The following is a 16,688-nucleotide window of genomic DNA, read 5'->3' as shown; positions in this document are numbered from 1 at the left end:
ATAACCCTTAGAAATTGTCAGTGGAGGTGAACACGCCGACCCGCAGGGCCTCGGCGGTGTAGATCTCGCGGCCGTCGACGCTGACCGAACCATCGGCGATGGCCATGTTCAGCTTGCCCTTCAGGACGCGCTTGATGTGGATGTTGTAGGTGACTTTCTTGGCGGCAGGCAGCACCTGGCCGAAGAACTTCACTTCGCCCGAACCCAGCGCACGGCCACGGCCCGGCAGGCCCTGCCAGCCGAGGAAGAAGCCGACCAGCTGCCACATGGCGTCAAGGCCCAGGCAGCCCGGCATCACCGGGTCGCCTTCGAAGTGGCAGGCGAAGAACCACAGGTCCGGGGTGATATCCAGCTCGGCGACCAATTCACCTTTGCCGTACTTGCCGCCTTCTTCGCTGATGTGGGTGATGCGATCGACCATCAGCATGTTCGGCGCGGGCAGTTGCGCATTACCTGGGCCGAACAGCTCACCGCGACTGCAGCGCAGCAGGTCTTCCCGAGTAAAGGCGTGTTGTTTGGTCATGCGAGCTCCTCAATAACCCCCTGTGGCAGGGGATGAATCTTCCCGGCCGACCCTTCTGCTTCTGGGACGGCAGCCTACAGGTAGACTATTGCGTTGTGGTGAAAGTCACAGCGCACCTGGTGAAAGAAGTACAGGTGTGCACTGAAACGCTATTTTCAGGTCCGAACAAGGTCCTGTCCAGTACTTAAGACTGCCGCAATTTAGCATTTATCGCCAGTCGCATCGCCAGTTGCAGCTGTCCGTCCGGGCAACCAGCGCTGCAATACCCGCTGCAACTCGGTGCGGCGGAACGGTTTGCTCAGGTAATCATTCATGCCGGCGGCCATGCAGCGCTCGCGGTCACCCTGCAGGGCATTGGCGGTCAAGGCGATGATCGGTAACTGCGCGCAAGCCGGCAACAGGCGGATACGCCGGGTCGCTTCGTAGCCATCCAGCTGCGGCAGGCGGCAATCCATCAGCACGGCGGCGAACGGCTGCTGGCTGACCAGCTCCACCGCTTGAAGCCCGTCGTGGGCCACGCTGACCTCCATCCCCAGGCTGCGCAACATGGCTTCGATGACGCTCTGATTGACCGGATTGTCCTCCACCAACAGGATGCGCTTGCCCACCTGAAGTGGCGCGCTGGCCGCCGAGTTGCCGGGCAGCGTTGCGGGCACGGTGCTGGCCAGCGGCAGCGGCATTTCCAGGGTAAAGGTCGAACCCAGCCCCTCGCGGCTTTCACCGCGCAGCTTGCCGCCCATGCGTTCGGCCAGGGTGCGGGCGATCGACAGGCCCAGGCCGGTGCCGCCATAGCGCCGGGAAATCGAACTGTCGGCCTGCTGGAAGGCAACGAACATCATTTCCAGGCGTTCGCTGTCGATGCCGATGCCGGTGTCACGCACGCTGCAGGTGAACCACAGTGATTGCCGGTCCAGCGACTGCCAGCGCGCTTCGACCTGAACCTGACCGCGCTCGGTGAACTTCAAGGCGTTGCCGATCAGGTTGAGGAGGATCTGGCGGATGCGCGTCGGGTCGCCGATCACGTGTGGCTGTGCGCCGTCTGCCGGCAGTTGCAGGCGCAGTTCCAGGCCGCGCTGCTGTGCGCTGTGCTGGAACGACTGCACGCTGCTGGTGATAAGTTCACCCAGGTTGAACTCGATGTGCTCCAGTTCCAGCGCAGTGCGTTCGATCCGCGAGAAATCGAGGATGTCATTGATGACCTTCAGCAAGTGCCCGGTGGACTCGCTGGCCACGGCGGTGTAGTCGGCCTGCTCGCTGGTCAGCTGGGTGGTCTCCAGCAGTTGCAGCATTCCCAGCACGCCGTTCATGGGGGTGCGCAGTTCATGGCTCATCATTGCCAGGAACTCCGACTTGGCGCCGTTGGCCTGCTCGGCTTCCTCGCGCGCCTGGATCAGCTGGGCGATGGCCCGTTTCTGTTCGGCGCTGGCCTGCTCCAGGGCATTGGCGAGGTTGTTGATATGGCGCGCCAGGTGGCCGAGTTCGCTGTCGTCGACGACCGGCAGCGGAGCGTTGTATTCGCCCTGCTGGATGGCCTTGACCGCATGGCCCATGTCACTGATCGGCTTGGCCAGGCTCATGGCCAGGCGGCGGGCCAGGAGAAAGGTGAACAGCAGGGCGAACAGCGCGAGAATGCCGGCCTTGATCACGATTTCCTGTTGGCGCTGGCTGAAGGCATCGTCCGACATGCCGACGATCACCCGCCCCAGGTAGTCGTCACCGATGGCCGGTGTCGGCGCCTTGCCCTGTTGCAGGAAGTCGCTGTCCAGGCGGATTTGCTGGAGGCGGATCGGCGCCTGGAACACTTCTACCTGCTGTGCCCGGTTGTTGCTCTCGTCCTGCTGCTCGACGTACACCAGGATGTGGTTACGGCTGTCCTGCACCTCGAGGAAGCGCACGTGCGGGATGCTCAGGGTGGCGCGCATCAGGCCTTCGAGGACTTCATTGTTACCGGAGATGACGCCGTATTCGGATGCCGGGGCCAGCTGGTTGGCAATCAGCTGCCCGGTGTGGTTCAGCTCCTGGCGCAGATCCTGGATCCGCACGAAGGTGAAAAAACTGATCAACAGCAGGGTCAGCAACAGTGCCGGGCCGAGGCTGATGATCTGGGTGCGGGTGTGGATGTCCCAGCTCAGGCGTTTGCTCATGGGGTGGGTTCTCCTTCGGCCAGGGCCTTGGCAGTGGCGTTCGGATCGATCGGTTCAAGGCCCAGGGCACGCGCTACCTGCTGGTTGCCGCTGACCCCATAGCGTGCCGGATACAGGCTGCGGGGCCAACGTGCTGGCGGCTGGTCGAGCAACTGGTCGAGCACGGCCAGCCAGTCGTCCTGGTCGCTGTAGGTACTGGCCAGGGCGCCGGCGCGAACGAAGCCGGCGTTCGGGCCGATCAGTGCCATTTGCCGGCCGTAGCTGCTGAGCAAGAGGTTTTTCGCGGTCTTGGAGTTGTACAGGTCGGGGTCATCGAGGCCTAACAGTACGTCGCTGTTGGCCAGCAGATGTTGCAAGGGCCGGCTGTCGCGTTGGTCTGGCCAGTCCTGGGCGACGATCTCAAGGCCCAGTGGGCGCGCCGCCTGGCGTAGCTCGTCCAGCAGGAAGTGGCTGTGCTCACCGTACAGTACGCCGATGCGCTGGGCCTGTGGCAACAGGTAGCGGGCCAGGCGCAGTTGCCGCGCCAGCGGCGGGTCGCTCCACAGCAGGGTCAGGTAAGCAGGGCGCGACTTTCCCAGGCGTTGTTCAGCCTGTACCCGGCTGATACGCATGGCCAGCGCAGGCGGCCCGCTGCTTTCGCTCAGGCGCCAGTCCAGCGCGCTGGCGTCGAGCAGCACCAGGCGCACGTCAGCCTTGAGCTGAGCGGGGCGGGGCAACGCGGCGGTGCTCTGGAAACGCACCTGGTCGTGGCCGCGGCGGCCTTGCAAGGCTTCGACGAAGCTGCGCACGCCGGGCTGCTCTTCGCCGCCGACCAGCAGGATTTCGCTGGCGGACAGCGTACCCACAGGCCACAGGCAGAACAGCAGCAGGCGCAGCAGCCGGGCCATCAGAACTCCAGCTCCGCGCTGACGCTCAGGCGGTGGCGGCTGTCATAACGGTTCTGTTCGACCGTGGTGGGCTGGTCGTCAAGGCGTTGCTGCCACAGTGCGGCCAGCTCCAGGGTGCTGCCCTGGATGCGGAAGCGCTTGGCCACGCGCAGGTCGATGCGTTCGTAGCGATACTGGTTGAGGGCGTCGTCGCCGTAATAGAACAGTGCGCTTGACCAACCCTCGCCCCATTCGCGCATCCACCCGGCCGAGCCACTGTTGCGTGCGCTGAGGCGACGGTCGGCAGGGTTGCTGGCCCAGGCATCGACATAGGCATAGGTCAGGCGCAGGCGGTCACGCGGTGCCAGGCGCCAGTCGAGTTGCGCCTCGCTACCGCTGAAGCGGGCCTTGTTGGCATTGCTGGCGATGTACTGGTTGTTCTTCAGGGGTTCGCTGATCATTCCGGTGATCTCGTCGTAGAACAGCTTCACATCCATGTTCAGGTCGAAGTCGCTGAAGTAGCCGTTGTAGCCCAGCTCGCGTGAGCGCATGCGTTCCTGTTCGAGGTCTCCCGGGCCGCGGGTCTTGACGAAGTATTCGCCATCTTGCAACCCAAATTTATTAGGCGTCAGGTTTTTGACCGTGTAGCTCCAGTTGACGTTGTTCTCGAACATGTCCGGCGAGCGCACGGCCTCGGAATACACCGCGCGCAGGCCGTGGCGCGGTGTGATCAGGTAGTTGACCGCCATGCGTGGGGTCAGCGAGCTGCCGGACAGGCGCGAGTCCTCAAACATCGCGCCGCCCTGGACAATCCAGTGCTCATCGGCGCGCCACTCCAGTTGGCCGAACAGACGCCAGGTCTGGTCGTCGATACTGCCGTTGAAGTAGGTCTGCGAATCGGCGCGATCATAGCGGTAGTTCATGCCGCTCAGCAGGCGCAGGCTGTCGGTCAGGCTCAGGGTGTCCTGGATTTCGAGGTCGTATCGGGTCTCGCGGGTGCTTTGGTCTACGTCGCCGCATACCGGGTCCTTGCCACCAGCGTTCCATTGAGCCTCCACCTGTCGAGTGAGCTCTTTGAGGACAGGGTCGTTGGTGGACGGGGTTTGACCCAGCGCAATTCCGCGGGCGACCTTTTCCGCGTAATCAGGATTGATCTGCCAAAGTCGTGTCAACTCGGGACTAAAAGACTCGAGGGCGTCACAGGCGCGCCAGACTTGCTGGCGATCAAATTGTTGTGCCGAACCCTGTATATAAAGGCTGTGCTCTGCGTTGAAGTCTTTGGTCCAACGCATAGAGCCTGCGTAATCCTTGGCGTTGACGTCTGCATCTTTACCTGCTTGGTAGCTACCAAACACTGGCTGATAGGTGTACGGCCGCTGGTTGCTGCCCTCCTTGGCTGCCAGTTGCCATTCCAGGGTCTGGTCTGGCGCAAGGACGTGGCTGACACTGAGGTTGAAGCGGTTCAGGCGGCGGCTGTCGCGGTAATCCTGGCCGAACTGGTTCTCGTCGAAGCCATCGTCCTGCTGACCGGACACCGACAGGCGCAGGTCGCCGCCATCCCAGCCGAAACCATGGCTGAGGTAATAGTCGTTGATGCCATCCTGGCCGCGGGTCAGTTTCATCCGCGTGCCGTGGCTGTCGGCCGGGTTGCGGGTGAGGATGTTGACCACCGCCATCAATGCGTTGGCACCGTAGCTGACGGTGTTGGGGCCGCGGAACACCTCGATGCGCTCGATGTCTTCGATGGCGACCGGGATGTCGCTCCAGTCCACCGTGGCCAGGCCGGCCCGGTACACCGAGCGGCCGTCGATCAGTACCTGCATGCGTCGCGCATCGTTGACGTTGCTGCCGTGGTAGTTGACCGTCGGTTGGTTGCCGGCGCCGTAGCCGATCATCATGCCCGGTACCAGGCGCAGCAGTTCGGGGATGTCACGGGCACCGCTGGCGCGGATCAGCTCGTTGTCGAGCACGGTCATGCTGCCCGGTACCGCAGCGGGGGATTGCTTCAGCCGCGTGGCGGTCAGAACCTGCGGCAGGTCGGTGTTGTCGATGAACAAGTCATCGGCCATGGCCGAGCCGCCGAGCAAGGCAGTCAGCAACAGCAGGCGAGGGTAAGGGGGCGGGCCGGGGAACACAGGACTGCCTTGTCTCAGGATTGAAACAGGCATGTTAACTGACCGACAAGGTTTTGCCAGTGATCCCGGGTGGATTTGCCTTTCATTGCGAAGCGGACAAGGCGGACAGCGGTGACCTCACAGGAGGGATTGGCCAGAAACAGACTGTAGGAGCGGAGTGATCCGCGATGCGCCGCGCGGGCGGCGCTCGATCTCACAGGCGCCAAAAATCCCCCGCCGGACCCAAAGGAGCCCGCCACTGGCTCTGTCGCAAGCGACCCGTATAATGTTCAGGTCGCCACTTAACTTAATGGCTTTAACGGATTGATTATGACTGAACAGCAACCTGTTGCAGTTCTGGGAGGCGGCAGCTTCGGCACCGCCGTGGCGAACCTGCTGGCCGAAAATGGCGTGCCGGTGCGCCAATGGATGCGCGACCCCGAGCAGGCCGAGGCGATGCGGGTCAACCGCGAGAACCCGCGCTACCTCAAGGGTATCCGCCTGCAGGACGGTGTCGAACCGGTCAACGACCTGCTGGCCACCTTGCAAGCCAGCGACCTGATCTTCGTCGCGCTGCCGTCGAGTGCCCTGCGCAGTGTGCTGGCGCCCCATGCCGAGCTGCTGCGCGGCAAATACCTGGTCAGCCTGACCAAAGGCATCGAGGCGCAGAGCTTCAAGCTGATGAGCCAGATCCTCGAGGAGATCGCCCCCGAGGCCCGCATCGGCGTGCTTTCCGGCCCCAACCTGGCCCGCGAGATCGCCGAACACGCCCTGACCGCAACCGTGGTCGCCAGTGAAGACGAACACTTGTGCCAGCAGGTGCAGGCCGTGCTGCATGGGCGCACCTTCCGGGTCTACGCCAGCAGTGATCGCTTCGGTGTCGAGCTGGGTGGCGCGCTGAAGAACGTCTACGCGATCATCGCCGGCATGGCCGTGGCCCTGGGGATGGGCGAAAACACCAAGAGCATGCTCATTACCCGCGCCCTGGCCGAGATGACCCGCTTTGCCGTGAGCCAGGGCGCCAACCCCATGACCTTCCTTGGCCTGGCCGGTGTCGGTGACCTGATCGTCACCTGCTCCTCGCCCAAGAGCCGCAACTACCAGGTCGGTTACGCCCTGGGCCAGGGCCTGAGCCTGGAGCAGGCCGTCAGCCGCCTGGGCGAGGTGGCCGAAGGGGTCAATACGCTCAAGGTGCTCAAGGCCAAGGCCCAGGAGGTGCAGGTCTACATGCCGCTGGTGGCCGGCCTGCACGCCATCCTCTTCGAAGGGCGCACGCTGAACCAGGTGATCGAGCACCTGATGCGCGCCGAACCAAAGACCGACGTCGATTTCATTTCCATCAGTGGTTTCAATTAAGCGAAGGAGCAGCACATGAACGATACCCCCGAGCGCGCCCAGCGCGAGTCGATCATCCTGCGGGTGCTGTGGATGCTGGTGTTCCTGGTGGTGTGGCAACTGGCCGAGCTGCTGCTCGGCGGCCTGGTACTGGTGCAGCTGATCTACCGCTTGGTCTATGGCGCACCGAGCGCCAGCCTGATGAACTTCGGTGACAGCCTCAGCCAGTACCTGGCGCAGATCGGCCGTTTCGGGACCTTCCACACTGACCAGAAGCCTTGGCCGTTCGCCGATTGGCCGACCGCGCGTGCCCCGGATGGCGAGGCGCCCCACATCGTGGCCCCGGCGCCGCACCCGGTGCGTGACGAGGAGCCCAAGCTGTGAAGCTGTGGGTGCTGCGCCATGGTGAGGCCGAGCCACGCGCCAATACCGATGCCGAGCGGCGCCTGACCGGCCATGGCCGCGAGCAGGTGCTGCACAGTGCAGCCCGGCTGCTTGGCCAGCCGTTGCAGGCGATCATTGCCAGCCCATATGTCAGGGCACAACAGACAGCGGCCCTGGTGCATGACACCCTGGGCTTCGCTGAACCCGTGCGCACCGTGCCGTGGCTGACACCTGACAGCGAGGTGCGGCTGGTGATCGGCGAGATCGAGCGCCTGGGCCTGGAACATGTGTTGCTGGTCAGCCACCAGCCATTAGTAGGTTCGCTGGTCGGTATGCTCGAGCATGGCCACCAGCAGCAGCCGGCGCCCATGAGCACTGCCAGCCTGGCGGAACTGGAAGGCGACTGGCCGCTGGCAGGGCTGATGACCGTGCGCGCGCTCAATTCCCCTGAGTGAGCGAAAGCAACTGGCATTTTTGCCAGTTGCCAGCCATGTGCGGCCGACGGATGCTTGGCACCAGGTTGTTCAGCAGGTGACAGGGCAGGGAGCGTTGGATGAGTGGTTTGATGCACGAGCTTCTGCGCTCCCTGGATCTGCAACCCACGATTGAAGCCGTACAGCGTGACAAACCACTCGATTTCGCCCGGCACGCCCTGTTGCGCGAGGCCGCCGACGCCAAGCTCCGGCACCTGCGGGGCAAAATCCGTAGCCAGGCAGTGCCCCCTCCTCAAAACAACCTGGTACTCGAACAGGACCTGCTTGAACTGCAACAGTCGTGCATGCGCATGTCCCAGCTGCTGCAAACCAGCTGCCTGGCCTTGCGCCGGCTGCAACTGGATGTCCATGACCAACGCCTGGCCCGTGAGGCGTTGGAAAGCCAGATCGCCTACATGCAAGCCTGTCTGCGCCGCTCGCTGGCGAGTTTCGACGAGTCGGCATGACCTGATTGCCATCGGCGATGACAGTTACAGACGTTGCCGAGAACCGGTGCGATGCCGACAATGGGCCATCATCCCGTCCGGACCAGGCGCCATGTCGCAGCAGATCTTCTTCGCCCATGCCAACGGTTTTCCCTCGGCCACCTACGGCAAGCTGTTCGCCGCCCTGGCGCCGGATTATCAGGTCAGTCACCTGGCCCAGCATGCCCATGACCCGCGATTTCCGGTCAACGACAACTGGCAGAACCTGGTCGACGAACTGCTGCATCACCTGGCGCAGCAGACGGCGCCGGTGTGGGGTGTCGGCCATTCGCTGGGCGGCGTGCTGCACCTGCACGCCGCCTTGCGCCGGCCTGAGCTGTACCGCGGCGTGGTAATGCTCGACTCGCCGGTATTGACCCGTGCTGACCAGTGGCTGCTGCGCACCGCCAAGCGCTTTGGCTTCATCGACCGCATCACCCCTGCTGGCCGGACGCTCGGGCGGCGTGAAGCCTTCGCCGACCGTGACAGCGCACGTGACTACTTCGCCAGCAAATCGTTGTTCCGTCACTTCGACCCGGATTGCCTGGAGGCCTACCTCGAGCATGGCCTGCAGCCGGCCGAGCAGGGCTTGCGCCTGCGCTTCGACCCGGCCACCGAGATCAGCATCTATCGCAGCATCCCGCACGCCAGCCCGGCGCCCGCGCGCCAGTTGCAGGTACCCTTGGCGATGGTGCGTGGCGAGCGCAGCAATGTCATCCGCCGGCACCACGCACTGGCGGTGCGTGGCATGGCTCGGGGCGAATACCACAGTGTGCCGGGCGGGCATATGTTCCCGCTGGAACGGCCGACCGACACGGCGAGCCTGATCAAGGGCCTGTTCGACCGCTGGAGCCAGGCATGAGCGCGCAGGTCGAGGAAATCCGCCTGAGCCTGGGCCATATCGAGCTGGCTGCGCACCTGTTCGGACCGGCCGATGGCCTGCCGGTGATCGCTCTGCACGGCTGGCTGGACAACGCCAACAGTTTCTCCCGCCTGGCCCCGCAGTTGAAGGGGCTGCGCATCGTTGCCCTCGACCTGGCCGGGCACGGTTATTCCGAGCACCGCCCAGTGGGTGCGGGTTACGCCTTGGCCGATTACGCCCATGATGTGCTGCGGGTGGCCGAACAGCTGGGTTGGCAACGGTTTGCCCTGCTCGGGCATTCGTTGGGCGCGATCATTTCGGTGCAGCTGGCCGGTGCCTTGCCCGAACGGGTCAGCCACCTGGCTTTGATCGACGGTGTCATTCCTCCCACCGGCGCCGAGCAGGATGCCGCCGAGCGGCTGGGCATGGCCCTGCAGGCTCAGCTGCGCCTCGATGGCAAGCGCAAGTCGGTTTACCCGACCCTGGAGGAGGGTGTGCAGGCGCGCATGAAAGGCATGGTTGCGGTCAGCCGCGATGCTGCCGAGCGGCTGGCCCAGCGCGGCCTGATGCCAGTGCCCGGCGGTTACAGCTGGCGCAGCGACAGTCGCCTGACCTTGCCATCGCCCGTGCGCCTGAGCCAGGCCCAGGCCATGGCCTACGTGCGGCGGGTGAGCTGCCCAGCGAGCCTGGTGGTGGCGGCCGACGGCATGCTGGTGCGTCACAGCGAACTGCTGGAGCAGCTACCCTTTGAGCAGACGGTGCTGCCCGGCGGGCATCACCTGCACCTGAACGACGAACAGGGCGCGGCCCTTGTCGCAGACTGTTTCAATCGCTTCTTTGGCTTTACTTGACTTGCACCGGACAAGTGTCGAGGCTTGGCGGGTTGAACAGGGAGACAACCATGCAACTGCCAGACATCCTGGAGCTTCAATCCGGCGCGCCGCGCCCCCTGGTTCGCCGATGAGCGCGCCCGTTTCCATCCGTGCCGCCGTTGCCGCCTGCCTTGCACTGGCCAGCCCCTTGCTGTGGGCCGGCAGCCTGCCTGTACCCGTGGACGCCAAGGTGGTCGACCAGCGCCCGGCCGTGGAGCAGGAGCGCGTCTACCCCATGGGCCCGCTGCGCAAGATCAGTGGCCGCCTGCGCGTCGAAGACAAGATCGAAAGCCGTGGCCAGGTCAGCTCGGTCACCTATGAACTGCCGGTCGAGCGTAGCGCCCGCGAAGCCTTCACCAGCGCCCGTGAAGCGCTGCAGCACGATGGCGGTTATCCGTTGTTCTGGTGCCAGGGCCGCGATTGCGGCGAAGGCAGCCTGTGGGCCAACGACGTGTTCGCCAATGCCCGGCTGAACGGCGGCGACGAACAGCAGGCGTTCATCCTGCTGCGTCGCTCGGCCGAAGAGGCCGACACCCTGGTGGCGCTGTACAGCGTCACCCGTGGCAACCGCCGTGCCTACCTGCATGTGGAAGAATTCGTCGCCAGCAGCCCGCTGGGCGAGAGACTGCCCACAGCCGCCACGGTGCTGCGTGAAATGCGCGACACCGGCAAGCTTGACTACCCTGACCTGGCCGCGCCACAGGCAAGCTGGGTGACCTTGCTGGCGCGCAGCCTGAACCTCGACAGCACCTTGCGGGCAAGCCTGAGCGGCGCCCAGGCCGAGGCGTGGCGCGAGCAACTGGTCAAGGCTGGGGTGCGTGATGGCCGGCTCGAACTCGGCAGCGCAGCCACCGATGGCCTGCACCTGGAACTGATCCGTTGAGTGAGCGCCACCATGGCCAACAATGACCGCCTGCTGATCCAGATTCTGTTGCTGACGCTGCTGGGTGCTGCCCTGTGGGTCATGGCGCCGTTCATGTCCGCGTTGCTGTGGGGCGCCATCCTGGCCTTCGCCAGCTGGCCACTGATGCGCTTGTTGACGCGTGTGCTGGGCGGGCGTGAAACCCTGGCCGCCAGCCTGCTGACCACGGCCTGGATCCTGATCGTGGCCTTGCCGCTGGTGTGGCTGGGCTTCAACCTGGCCGACCACATCCGCGACGCCACCGCTTTTGTGCGTGACGTGCAGGTCGATGGCCTGCCCGATGCACCTGACTGGCTCGGCGGTATTCCCTTCGTCGGCGAACGCCTGGTCAGCGGGTGGCAATCGCTCGATCAACAGGGCGCGGCCTTGCTGGCGTCAGTCAAGCCGTATCTGGGGCAGGTCGGCAACTGGCTGCTGGCTCGCAGTGCGCAGATCGGCAGTGGTGTGCTGGAGCTGACCCTGAGCCTGGTATTCGTGTTCTTCTTCTACCGCGACGGGCCGCGCCTGTCGGCCTTCGTGCTGCGGCTGCTGAACCGGCTGGTGGGCGAGCGGGCCGATTACTACCTGGAACTGGTGGCCGGTACCGTGCAACGGGTGGTCAACGGCGTGATCGGCACGGCGGCGGCCCAAGCCCTGCTGGCACTGATCGGCTTCCTGATCGCCGGGGTACCCGGGGCGATCGTGCTGGGGCTGGTAACCTTCATGCTCAGCCTGATCCCGATGGGGCCACCGCTGGCGTGGATTCCGGCGACCGGCTGGCTGGTGTGGAAGGGCGAATACGGCATGGCCGTGTTTCTGGGGATCTGGGGTACGTTCGTGATCAGCGGCGTGGACAACGTGCTCAAACCGTACCTCATCAGCCGCGGCGGCAACCTGCCGCTGGTGATCGTGCTGCTGGGCGTGTTCGGTGGCTTGCTTGCCTTTGGCTTCATCGGCCTGTTCATCGGGCCGACCTTGCTGGCGGTCGGTTACAGCCTGCTGCTGGACTGGAGCCGTAACGCCGGGCAGGCCTCGCAGTAAACCTGCACGGGCCTCTTCGCGGGTAAACCCGCTCCCACAAGGGGCAGGTGATCCCTGCAGGAGCGGGTTTACCCGCGAAAGGGCCGGTGCAGGCAGTCGATACACCTCATATTTACGCATTCTTTATTCCCATCCCCACCCCCTGATCTCGCCCCTTTACGTCCCTCCCTCGGACAATTCCCTCAAAGCGGCCCAGGCCGCACCACGGGGGAGTCTCACTCATGTACATGCTCGACGGGTTGTCACTGCTGCTGGCAGTGGCCTTGGCGGTTTACCTGCTGGTAGCGCTGCTGCGCGCCGATCGCAGCTAGGGAGCGGCCATGCACAGTTACGATTACCTTTTGCTGTTGGCCTTTTTCGCCATCGTGCTGTTGCCAGCACCCTGGCTCGGGCGCTTTTATTACAAGGTCATGGAAGGGCAGCGCACCTGGCTGAGCCCCGCGCTCGGGCCGTTGGAGCGTGGCTGCTATCGTCTGGCCGGCGTGCGCGCCGATCAAGAGCAGAACTGGAAGCAGTACACCCTGGCCCTGCTGGCCTTCAACCTGGCAGGTTTCCTGCTGCTGTTCAGCGTGCTCCTGCTGCAGGGCTACCTGCCACTCAACCCGCAGCACCTGCCCGGCCAGGAATGGTCGCTGGCATTCAACACGGCGGTGAGCTTCGTCACCAACACCAACTGGCAGGCCTACAGCGGTGAGGCTTCGGTCAGCTACCTGAGCCAGATGCTCGGCCTGACCGTGCAGAACTTCGTCAGTGCCGCCACTGGCCTGGCCGTGCTGGTTGCGCTGTGCCGTGGCATCGCCCGGCGCTCCACCACAAACCTGGGCAACTTCTGGGTCGACATGACCCGCGCCACCCTCTACGGCCTGCTGCCACTGTGCCTGCTGCTGGCGCTGCTGTTGGTGTGGCAGGGCGTGCCGCAGACCTTCGCCGACTACGCCCACGCCGTGACCCTGCAAGGCGCTGACCAGACCATCCCGCTGGGCCCGGCTGCCAGCCAGATCGCCATCAAGCAGCTGGGCACCAATGGCGGTGGCTTCTTCGGCGTCAACTCGGCACACCCGTTCGAAAACCCTACGGCCTGGAGCAACCTGTTCGAGGTGGCCTCGATCATCCTGATCCCGGTGGCGCTGGTGTTCACCTTCGGCCACTACGTCAAGGACCTGCGCCAGAGCCGCGCCATCATCGCCTGCATGCTTGGCCTGTTCCTGCTTGGCGGCGCCACGGCGCTGTGGTCGGAATACCAGCCGAATCCGGCGCTGGAGAGCGCCCAGGTGCAGCAGAGCGCGCCCATGGAGGGCAAGGAAAGCCGTTTCGGCACCACCGGCTCGGTGTTGTGGACGGTGACCACCACGGCGGCCTCCAATGGCTCGGTCAACGCCATGCACGACAGCCTCAACCCGCTGACCGGCATGGTCGCGATGGTCAACATGATGGTTGGTGAAGTGATCTTCGGCGGTGTCGGCGCCGGGCTCTACGGGATGCTGCTGTTCGTGCTGATCGCTGTGTTTTTGGCCGGGTTGATGATCGGTCGGACGCCAGAATACCTGGGCAAGAAACTGCAGGCGCGGGAAGTGCAACTGCTGGTGGCTACCTTGCTGGTGATGCCGGTCGGCGTGCTGGTGCTCGCGGCCATCGCCGCCAGCCTGCCAGGGCCTGCCAGCGCGGTCAGCAACCCAGGTGCCCATGGCTTCAGCCAGCTGCTTTATGCCTATACCTCGGCCACTGCCAACAACGGCTCGGCGTTCGCCGGGTTTGGCGCCAACACGGTGTTCCACAACGTAATGATCGGCCTGGCCATGCTGATCGGCCGCTTCGGCTACATCCTGCCGATCCTGGCCCTGGCCGGCAGCCTGGCGGCGAAGAAGAGCGCGCCGCAGGGCAGCAACAGTTTCCCCACCCACGGCCCGCTGTTCGCCTGCCTGTTGCTGGTGACCATCCTGCTGGTCGGTGGCCTGACCTTCCTGCCGACCCTGGCCCTCGGGCCGATCGCCGAACAACTGAGCCTGGGTTTCTGAGGAATCATCCATGAACATGCCCATTCCTGAAGTGAAAGCCTCACACAGCGCCAAGGATCAGACCCGTTTCGCGGCCCTGTGGCGCCCGGCGCTGGTACAGGCCTTCGTCAAGCTCGACCCGCGCCAGCTGAAGCGGGCACCGGTGATGCTGGTGGTCGCCCTGACGGCCATCCTCACCACCGCATTGTGTTTCGCGCCTGGCAATGGCGTCAGCAGCGGCGTTGCCGCGCAGATTGCCCTGTGGCTGTGGTTCACCGTGCTGTTCGCCAACTTCGCCGAAGCCCTTGCCGAAGGCCGTGGCAAGGCCCGCGCCGACAGCCTGAAGGCGGGTAGCCAGGGGCTGACGGCACAGCGCCGCAAGCGCGATGGCAGTTTCGAAAGCGTCGCCGCCACCGCGCTGCGCAAGGACGATGTGGTGCGGGTGGTGGCTGGCGAGATGATCCCTGGCGACGGCGAGGTGCTCGAAGGCATCGCGGCGGTCAACGAAGCGGCCATCACCGGCGAATCCGCACCGGTCATCCGCGAATCCGGCGGCGACCGCTCGGCCGTGACCGGCAACACCCGGCTGGTCTCCGACTGGCTGCTGATCCGTATTACCAGCAACCCCGGCGAGTCGACCCTGGACCGCATGATTGCCCTGGTCGAAGGCGCCAAACGGCAGAAGACCCCCAACGAAATCGCCCTCGATATCCTGCTGATCGGCCTGACCCTGATCTTCCTGATCGTGGTGGTGACCCTGCAACCGTTCGCGCACTTTGCTGGAGGCAGCCTGCCGCTGATCTTCCTCGCTGCGCTGCTGGTGACGCTGATCCCCACTACCATCGGCGGCCTGCTCTCGGCCATCGGCATCGCCGGCATGGACCGCCTGGTGCGCCTGAATGTGATCGCCCGCTCCGGCCGCGCGGTCGAGGCGGCCGGCGACGTGCACACGTTGATGCTCGACAAGACCGGCACCATTACCTTCGGCAACCGCCGCTGCAGCGCCCTGCATGCGGCCCCGGGCGTGACCGCCAAGGAGCTGGGGGAGGGTGCCTTGCTCGCTTCGCTGGCCGACGACACCGCCGAAGGCAAGTCGATCGTCGAGTACCTGCGCCAGTTGCACGACTTCGTCGAACCGTCAGCCGGGCAGTACCAGGCCATCGCCTTCAGTGCCGAGACCCGCCTGTCGGGCATCGACTTCCAGCAGCGCCGCTACCGCAAGGGTGCCGTCGATGCCGTGTTGGCCTTCGTCGGCATGCAGCGCCTGGACTTGCCTGCCGCGCTGGCCCGTGAAGTGGAGCGCATCGCCCAGAGCGGTGGCACCCCGCTGCTGGTGTGCCTGGACAAACGCCTGCTCGGCGTGATCCACCTCAAGGACGTGGTCAAGCCGGGCATCCGCGAACGTTTCGCCGAGCTGCGCAAGCTGGGCATCCGCACCGTGATGGTGACCGGTGACAACCCGCTGACCGCCGCCGCCATCGCGGCCGAGGCCGGGGTGGACGACGTGCTCGCCGAAGCCACGCCGGAGAAGAAGCTGGCACGTATCCGCCAGGAGCAGAACGATGGCCGCCTGGTGGCGATGTGCGGCGACGGCGCCAACGACGCCCCGGCGCTGGCCCAGGCCGACGTCGGCATGGCCATGAACGATGGCACCCAGGCCGCGCGCGAGGCGGCCAACATGGTCGACCTGGACAGCGACCCGACCAAGCTGCTGGACGTGGTACAGGTGGGCAAGGAGCTGCTGGTGACCCGCGGTGCGCTGACCACTTTCTCCATTGCCAACGACGTGGCCAAGTACTTCGCCATCCTGCCGGCGCTGTTCGCCGCCATCTACCCGCAGCTTGGCGTGCTCAACCTGATGCAGCTGGCCAGCCCGCAGAGTGCGATCCTCTCGGCGATCGTGTTCAACGCGCTGATCATCATCGCGCTCATCCCGCTGGCCCTGCGCGGCGTGCGCGTGCAGGCGGCGAGCGCGGCGCACCTGCTGCGGCGCAACCTGCTGATCTATGGGCTGGGCGGCATCCTGGTGCCGTTTGCCGGGATCAAGCTGATCGACCTGCTGCTCACTGCCCTGCACCTGGTCTGAGGAGGCCATCATGAATCGTTACGTACGCCCGGCGCTGAGCCTGATCCTGCTGATGACCGTGGTCACCGGCGCCCTTTACCCGCTGGCGGTGACCGGGGTTGCCCAACTGGCGTTCCCCGAGCAGGCCAATGGCAGCCTGGTGCGCGATGAGCGCGGGCAGGTGCGGGGTTCGGCCTTGATCGCCCAGGATTTCCAGGGTGATGGCTGGTTCCATCCACGGCCTTCTGCCGGTGCCTTTGCCACTGTCGCCAGTGGCGCGAGCAACCTGGCACCGAGCAACCCGGCGCTGGCCGAACGGGTCAAGGGCGATGCGGCGGTGCTGTACCAGGCGCAGCTGGGGCCGGTGCCGCAGGCGTTGCTGACCACCTCGGGCAGCGGGCTGGACCCGCACCTGCCACCGCAAGCCGTGGCCTACCAGATTCCTCGGGTAGCGGCAGCGCGGCAGGTGCCGGTAGAGCGCTTGCAAGCCTTGCTGGAAGAGGCCACCCTCCACCCATTGATCGGGCCACCGGTGGTCAATGTGCTGGCCCTGAACCAGGCGCTGGAACATCTTTGACCGTGGTCTGCTCTGCAGGCCCAGGGAATACGCAATGGTGCAACTTCTGAAG

Annotated in this window: 16 protein-coding genes; 12 read left to right on the top strand and 4 right to left on the bottom strand. The window is 65.0% G+C overall.

Annotated elements, in window-relative coordinates:
• Window positions 1–7 precede the first annotated feature (7 nt).
• The 4 genes from fabA to HU738_RS21100 form a co-directional block, all read right to left on the bottom strand.
• Complete coding sequence (gene fabA, locus HU738_RS21115) at window positions 8–523, bottom strand: 3-hydroxyacyl-[acyl-carrier-protein] dehydratase FabA (protein WP_176506492.1); 516 nt, start codon at window positions 521–523, stop codon at window positions 8–10.
• Window positions 524–723: 200 nt separating this feature from the next.
• Window positions 724–2,667, bottom strand: a complete 1,944-nt coding sequence (locus HU738_RS21110) for an ATP-binding protein (RefSeq protein ID WP_176506491.1) — start codon at window positions 2,665–2,667, stop codon at window positions 724–726.
• Window positions 2,664–3,554, bottom strand: coding sequence for an ABC transporter substrate-binding protein (locus HU738_RS21105; RefSeq protein WP_186603740.1), 891 nt, complete (start codon window positions 3,552–3,554; stop codon window positions 2,664–2,666). Before HU738_RS21105 ends, HU738_RS21110 begins: the two co-directional genes overlap by 4 nt.
• On the bottom strand, window positions 3,554–5,701 hold the full coding sequence (locus HU738_RS21100; RefSeq protein ID WP_186603739.1) for a TonB-dependent receptor plug domain-containing protein: 2,148 nt from the start codon (window positions 5,699–5,701) through the stop codon (window positions 3,554–3,556). The genes HU738_RS21105 and HU738_RS21100 overlap by 1 nt, the downstream gene beginning before the upstream one ends.
• A 276-nt stretch (window positions 5,702–5,977) precedes the next feature.
• On the opposite strand from HU738_RS21100, the gene HU738_RS21095 reads away from it, so the two are divergent.
• From HU738_RS21095 to kdpC, 12 genes are all read left to right on the top strand, one after another.
• Window positions 5,978–7,003: an NAD(P)H-dependent glycerol-3-phosphate dehydrogenase gene (locus HU738_RS21095; RefSeq protein ID WP_186603738.1), complete on the top strand. Its 1,026-nt coding sequence runs from the start codon at window positions 5,978–5,980 to the stop codon at window positions 7,001–7,003.
• A gap of 15 nt (window positions 7,004–7,018) precedes the next feature.
• Window positions 7,019–7,366, top strand: coding sequence for a DUF4389 domain-containing protein (locus tag HU738_RS21090; RefSeq protein ID WP_176506487.1), 348 nt, complete (start codon window positions 7,019–7,021; stop codon window positions 7,364–7,366).
• Window positions 7,363–7,821, top strand: coding sequence for a phosphohistidine phosphatase SixA (gene sixA / locus HU738_RS21085; RefSeq protein ID WP_186603737.1), 459 nt, complete (start codon window positions 7,363–7,365; stop codon window positions 7,819–7,821). Before HU738_RS21090 ends, sixA begins: the two co-directional genes overlap by 4 nt.
• Window positions 7,822–7,931: 110 nt before the next feature.
• Complete coding sequence (locus HU738_RS21080; RefSeq protein WP_186603736.1) at window positions 7,932–8,306, top strand: hypothetical protein; 375 nt, start codon at window positions 7,932–7,934, stop codon at window positions 8,304–8,306.
• A 91-nt stretch (window positions 8,307–8,397) separates the two neighbouring features.
• Window positions 8,398–9,186, top strand: coding sequence for an alpha/beta fold hydrolase (locus HU738_RS21075; RefSeq protein ID WP_186603735.1), 789 nt, complete (start codon window positions 8,398–8,400; stop codon window positions 9,184–9,186).
• Window positions 9,183–10,037, top strand: a complete 855-nt coding sequence (locus HU738_RS21070) for an alpha/beta hydrolase (protein WP_186603734.1) — start codon at window positions 9,183–9,185, stop codon at window positions 10,035–10,037. The genes HU738_RS21075 and HU738_RS21070 overlap by 4 nt, the downstream gene beginning before the upstream one ends.
• Before the next feature lie 109 nt (window positions 10,038–10,146).
• Window positions 10,147–10,941 carry a DUF4892 domain-containing protein gene (locus HU738_RS21065; RefSeq protein ID WP_176506483.1) on the top strand — a complete coding sequence of 265 codons (795 nt, stop codon included), beginning with the start codon at window positions 10,147–10,149 and terminating at the stop codon, window positions 10,939–10,941.
• A 12-nt stretch (window positions 10,942–10,953) separates the two neighbouring features.
• Entirely contained in the window at window positions 10,954–12,000 is a 1,047-nt protein-coding gene (locus HU738_RS21060) for an AI-2E family transporter (RefSeq protein ID WP_186603733.1), read from the top strand.
• A gap of 221 nt (window positions 12,001–12,221) precedes the next feature.
• Entirely contained in the window at window positions 12,222–12,311 is a 90-nt protein-coding gene (gene kdpF, locus HU738_RS21055; protein WP_033696222.1) for a K(+)-transporting ATPase subunit F, read from the top strand.
• Between the two features lie 9 nt (window positions 12,312–12,320).
• Window positions 12,321–14,015, top strand: a complete 1,695-nt coding sequence (kdpA, locus tag HU738_RS21050) for a potassium-transporting ATPase subunit KdpA (RefSeq protein WP_186603732.1) — start codon at window positions 12,321–12,323, stop codon at window positions 14,013–14,015.
• Between the two features lie 10 nt (window positions 14,016–14,025).
• Window positions 14,026–16,080, top strand: a complete 2,055-nt coding sequence (gene kdpB / locus HU738_RS21045; protein ID WP_186603731.1) for a potassium-transporting ATPase subunit KdpB — start codon at window positions 14,026–14,028, stop codon at window positions 16,078–16,080.
• A 10-nt stretch (window positions 16,081–16,090) separates the two neighbouring features.
• Window positions 16,091–16,636, top strand: coding sequence for a potassium-transporting ATPase subunit KdpC (kdpC, locus tag HU738_RS21040; RefSeq protein WP_186603730.1), 546 nt, complete (start codon window positions 16,091–16,093; stop codon window positions 16,634–16,636).
• Window positions 16,637–16,688: the final 52 nt, after the last annotated feature.

The sequence above is a fragment of the Pseudomonas vlassakiae genome (assembly GCF_014269035.2).
In the GTDB taxonomy this organism is placed as follows: Bacteria; Pseudomonadota; Gammaproteobacteria; order Pseudomonadales; family Pseudomonadaceae; genus Aquipseudomonas; species Aquipseudomonas vlassakiae.
The sequence above is the reverse complement of the archived record's forward strand: the minus strand, read 5'-3'. Positions and strand labels throughout refer to the sequence as shown.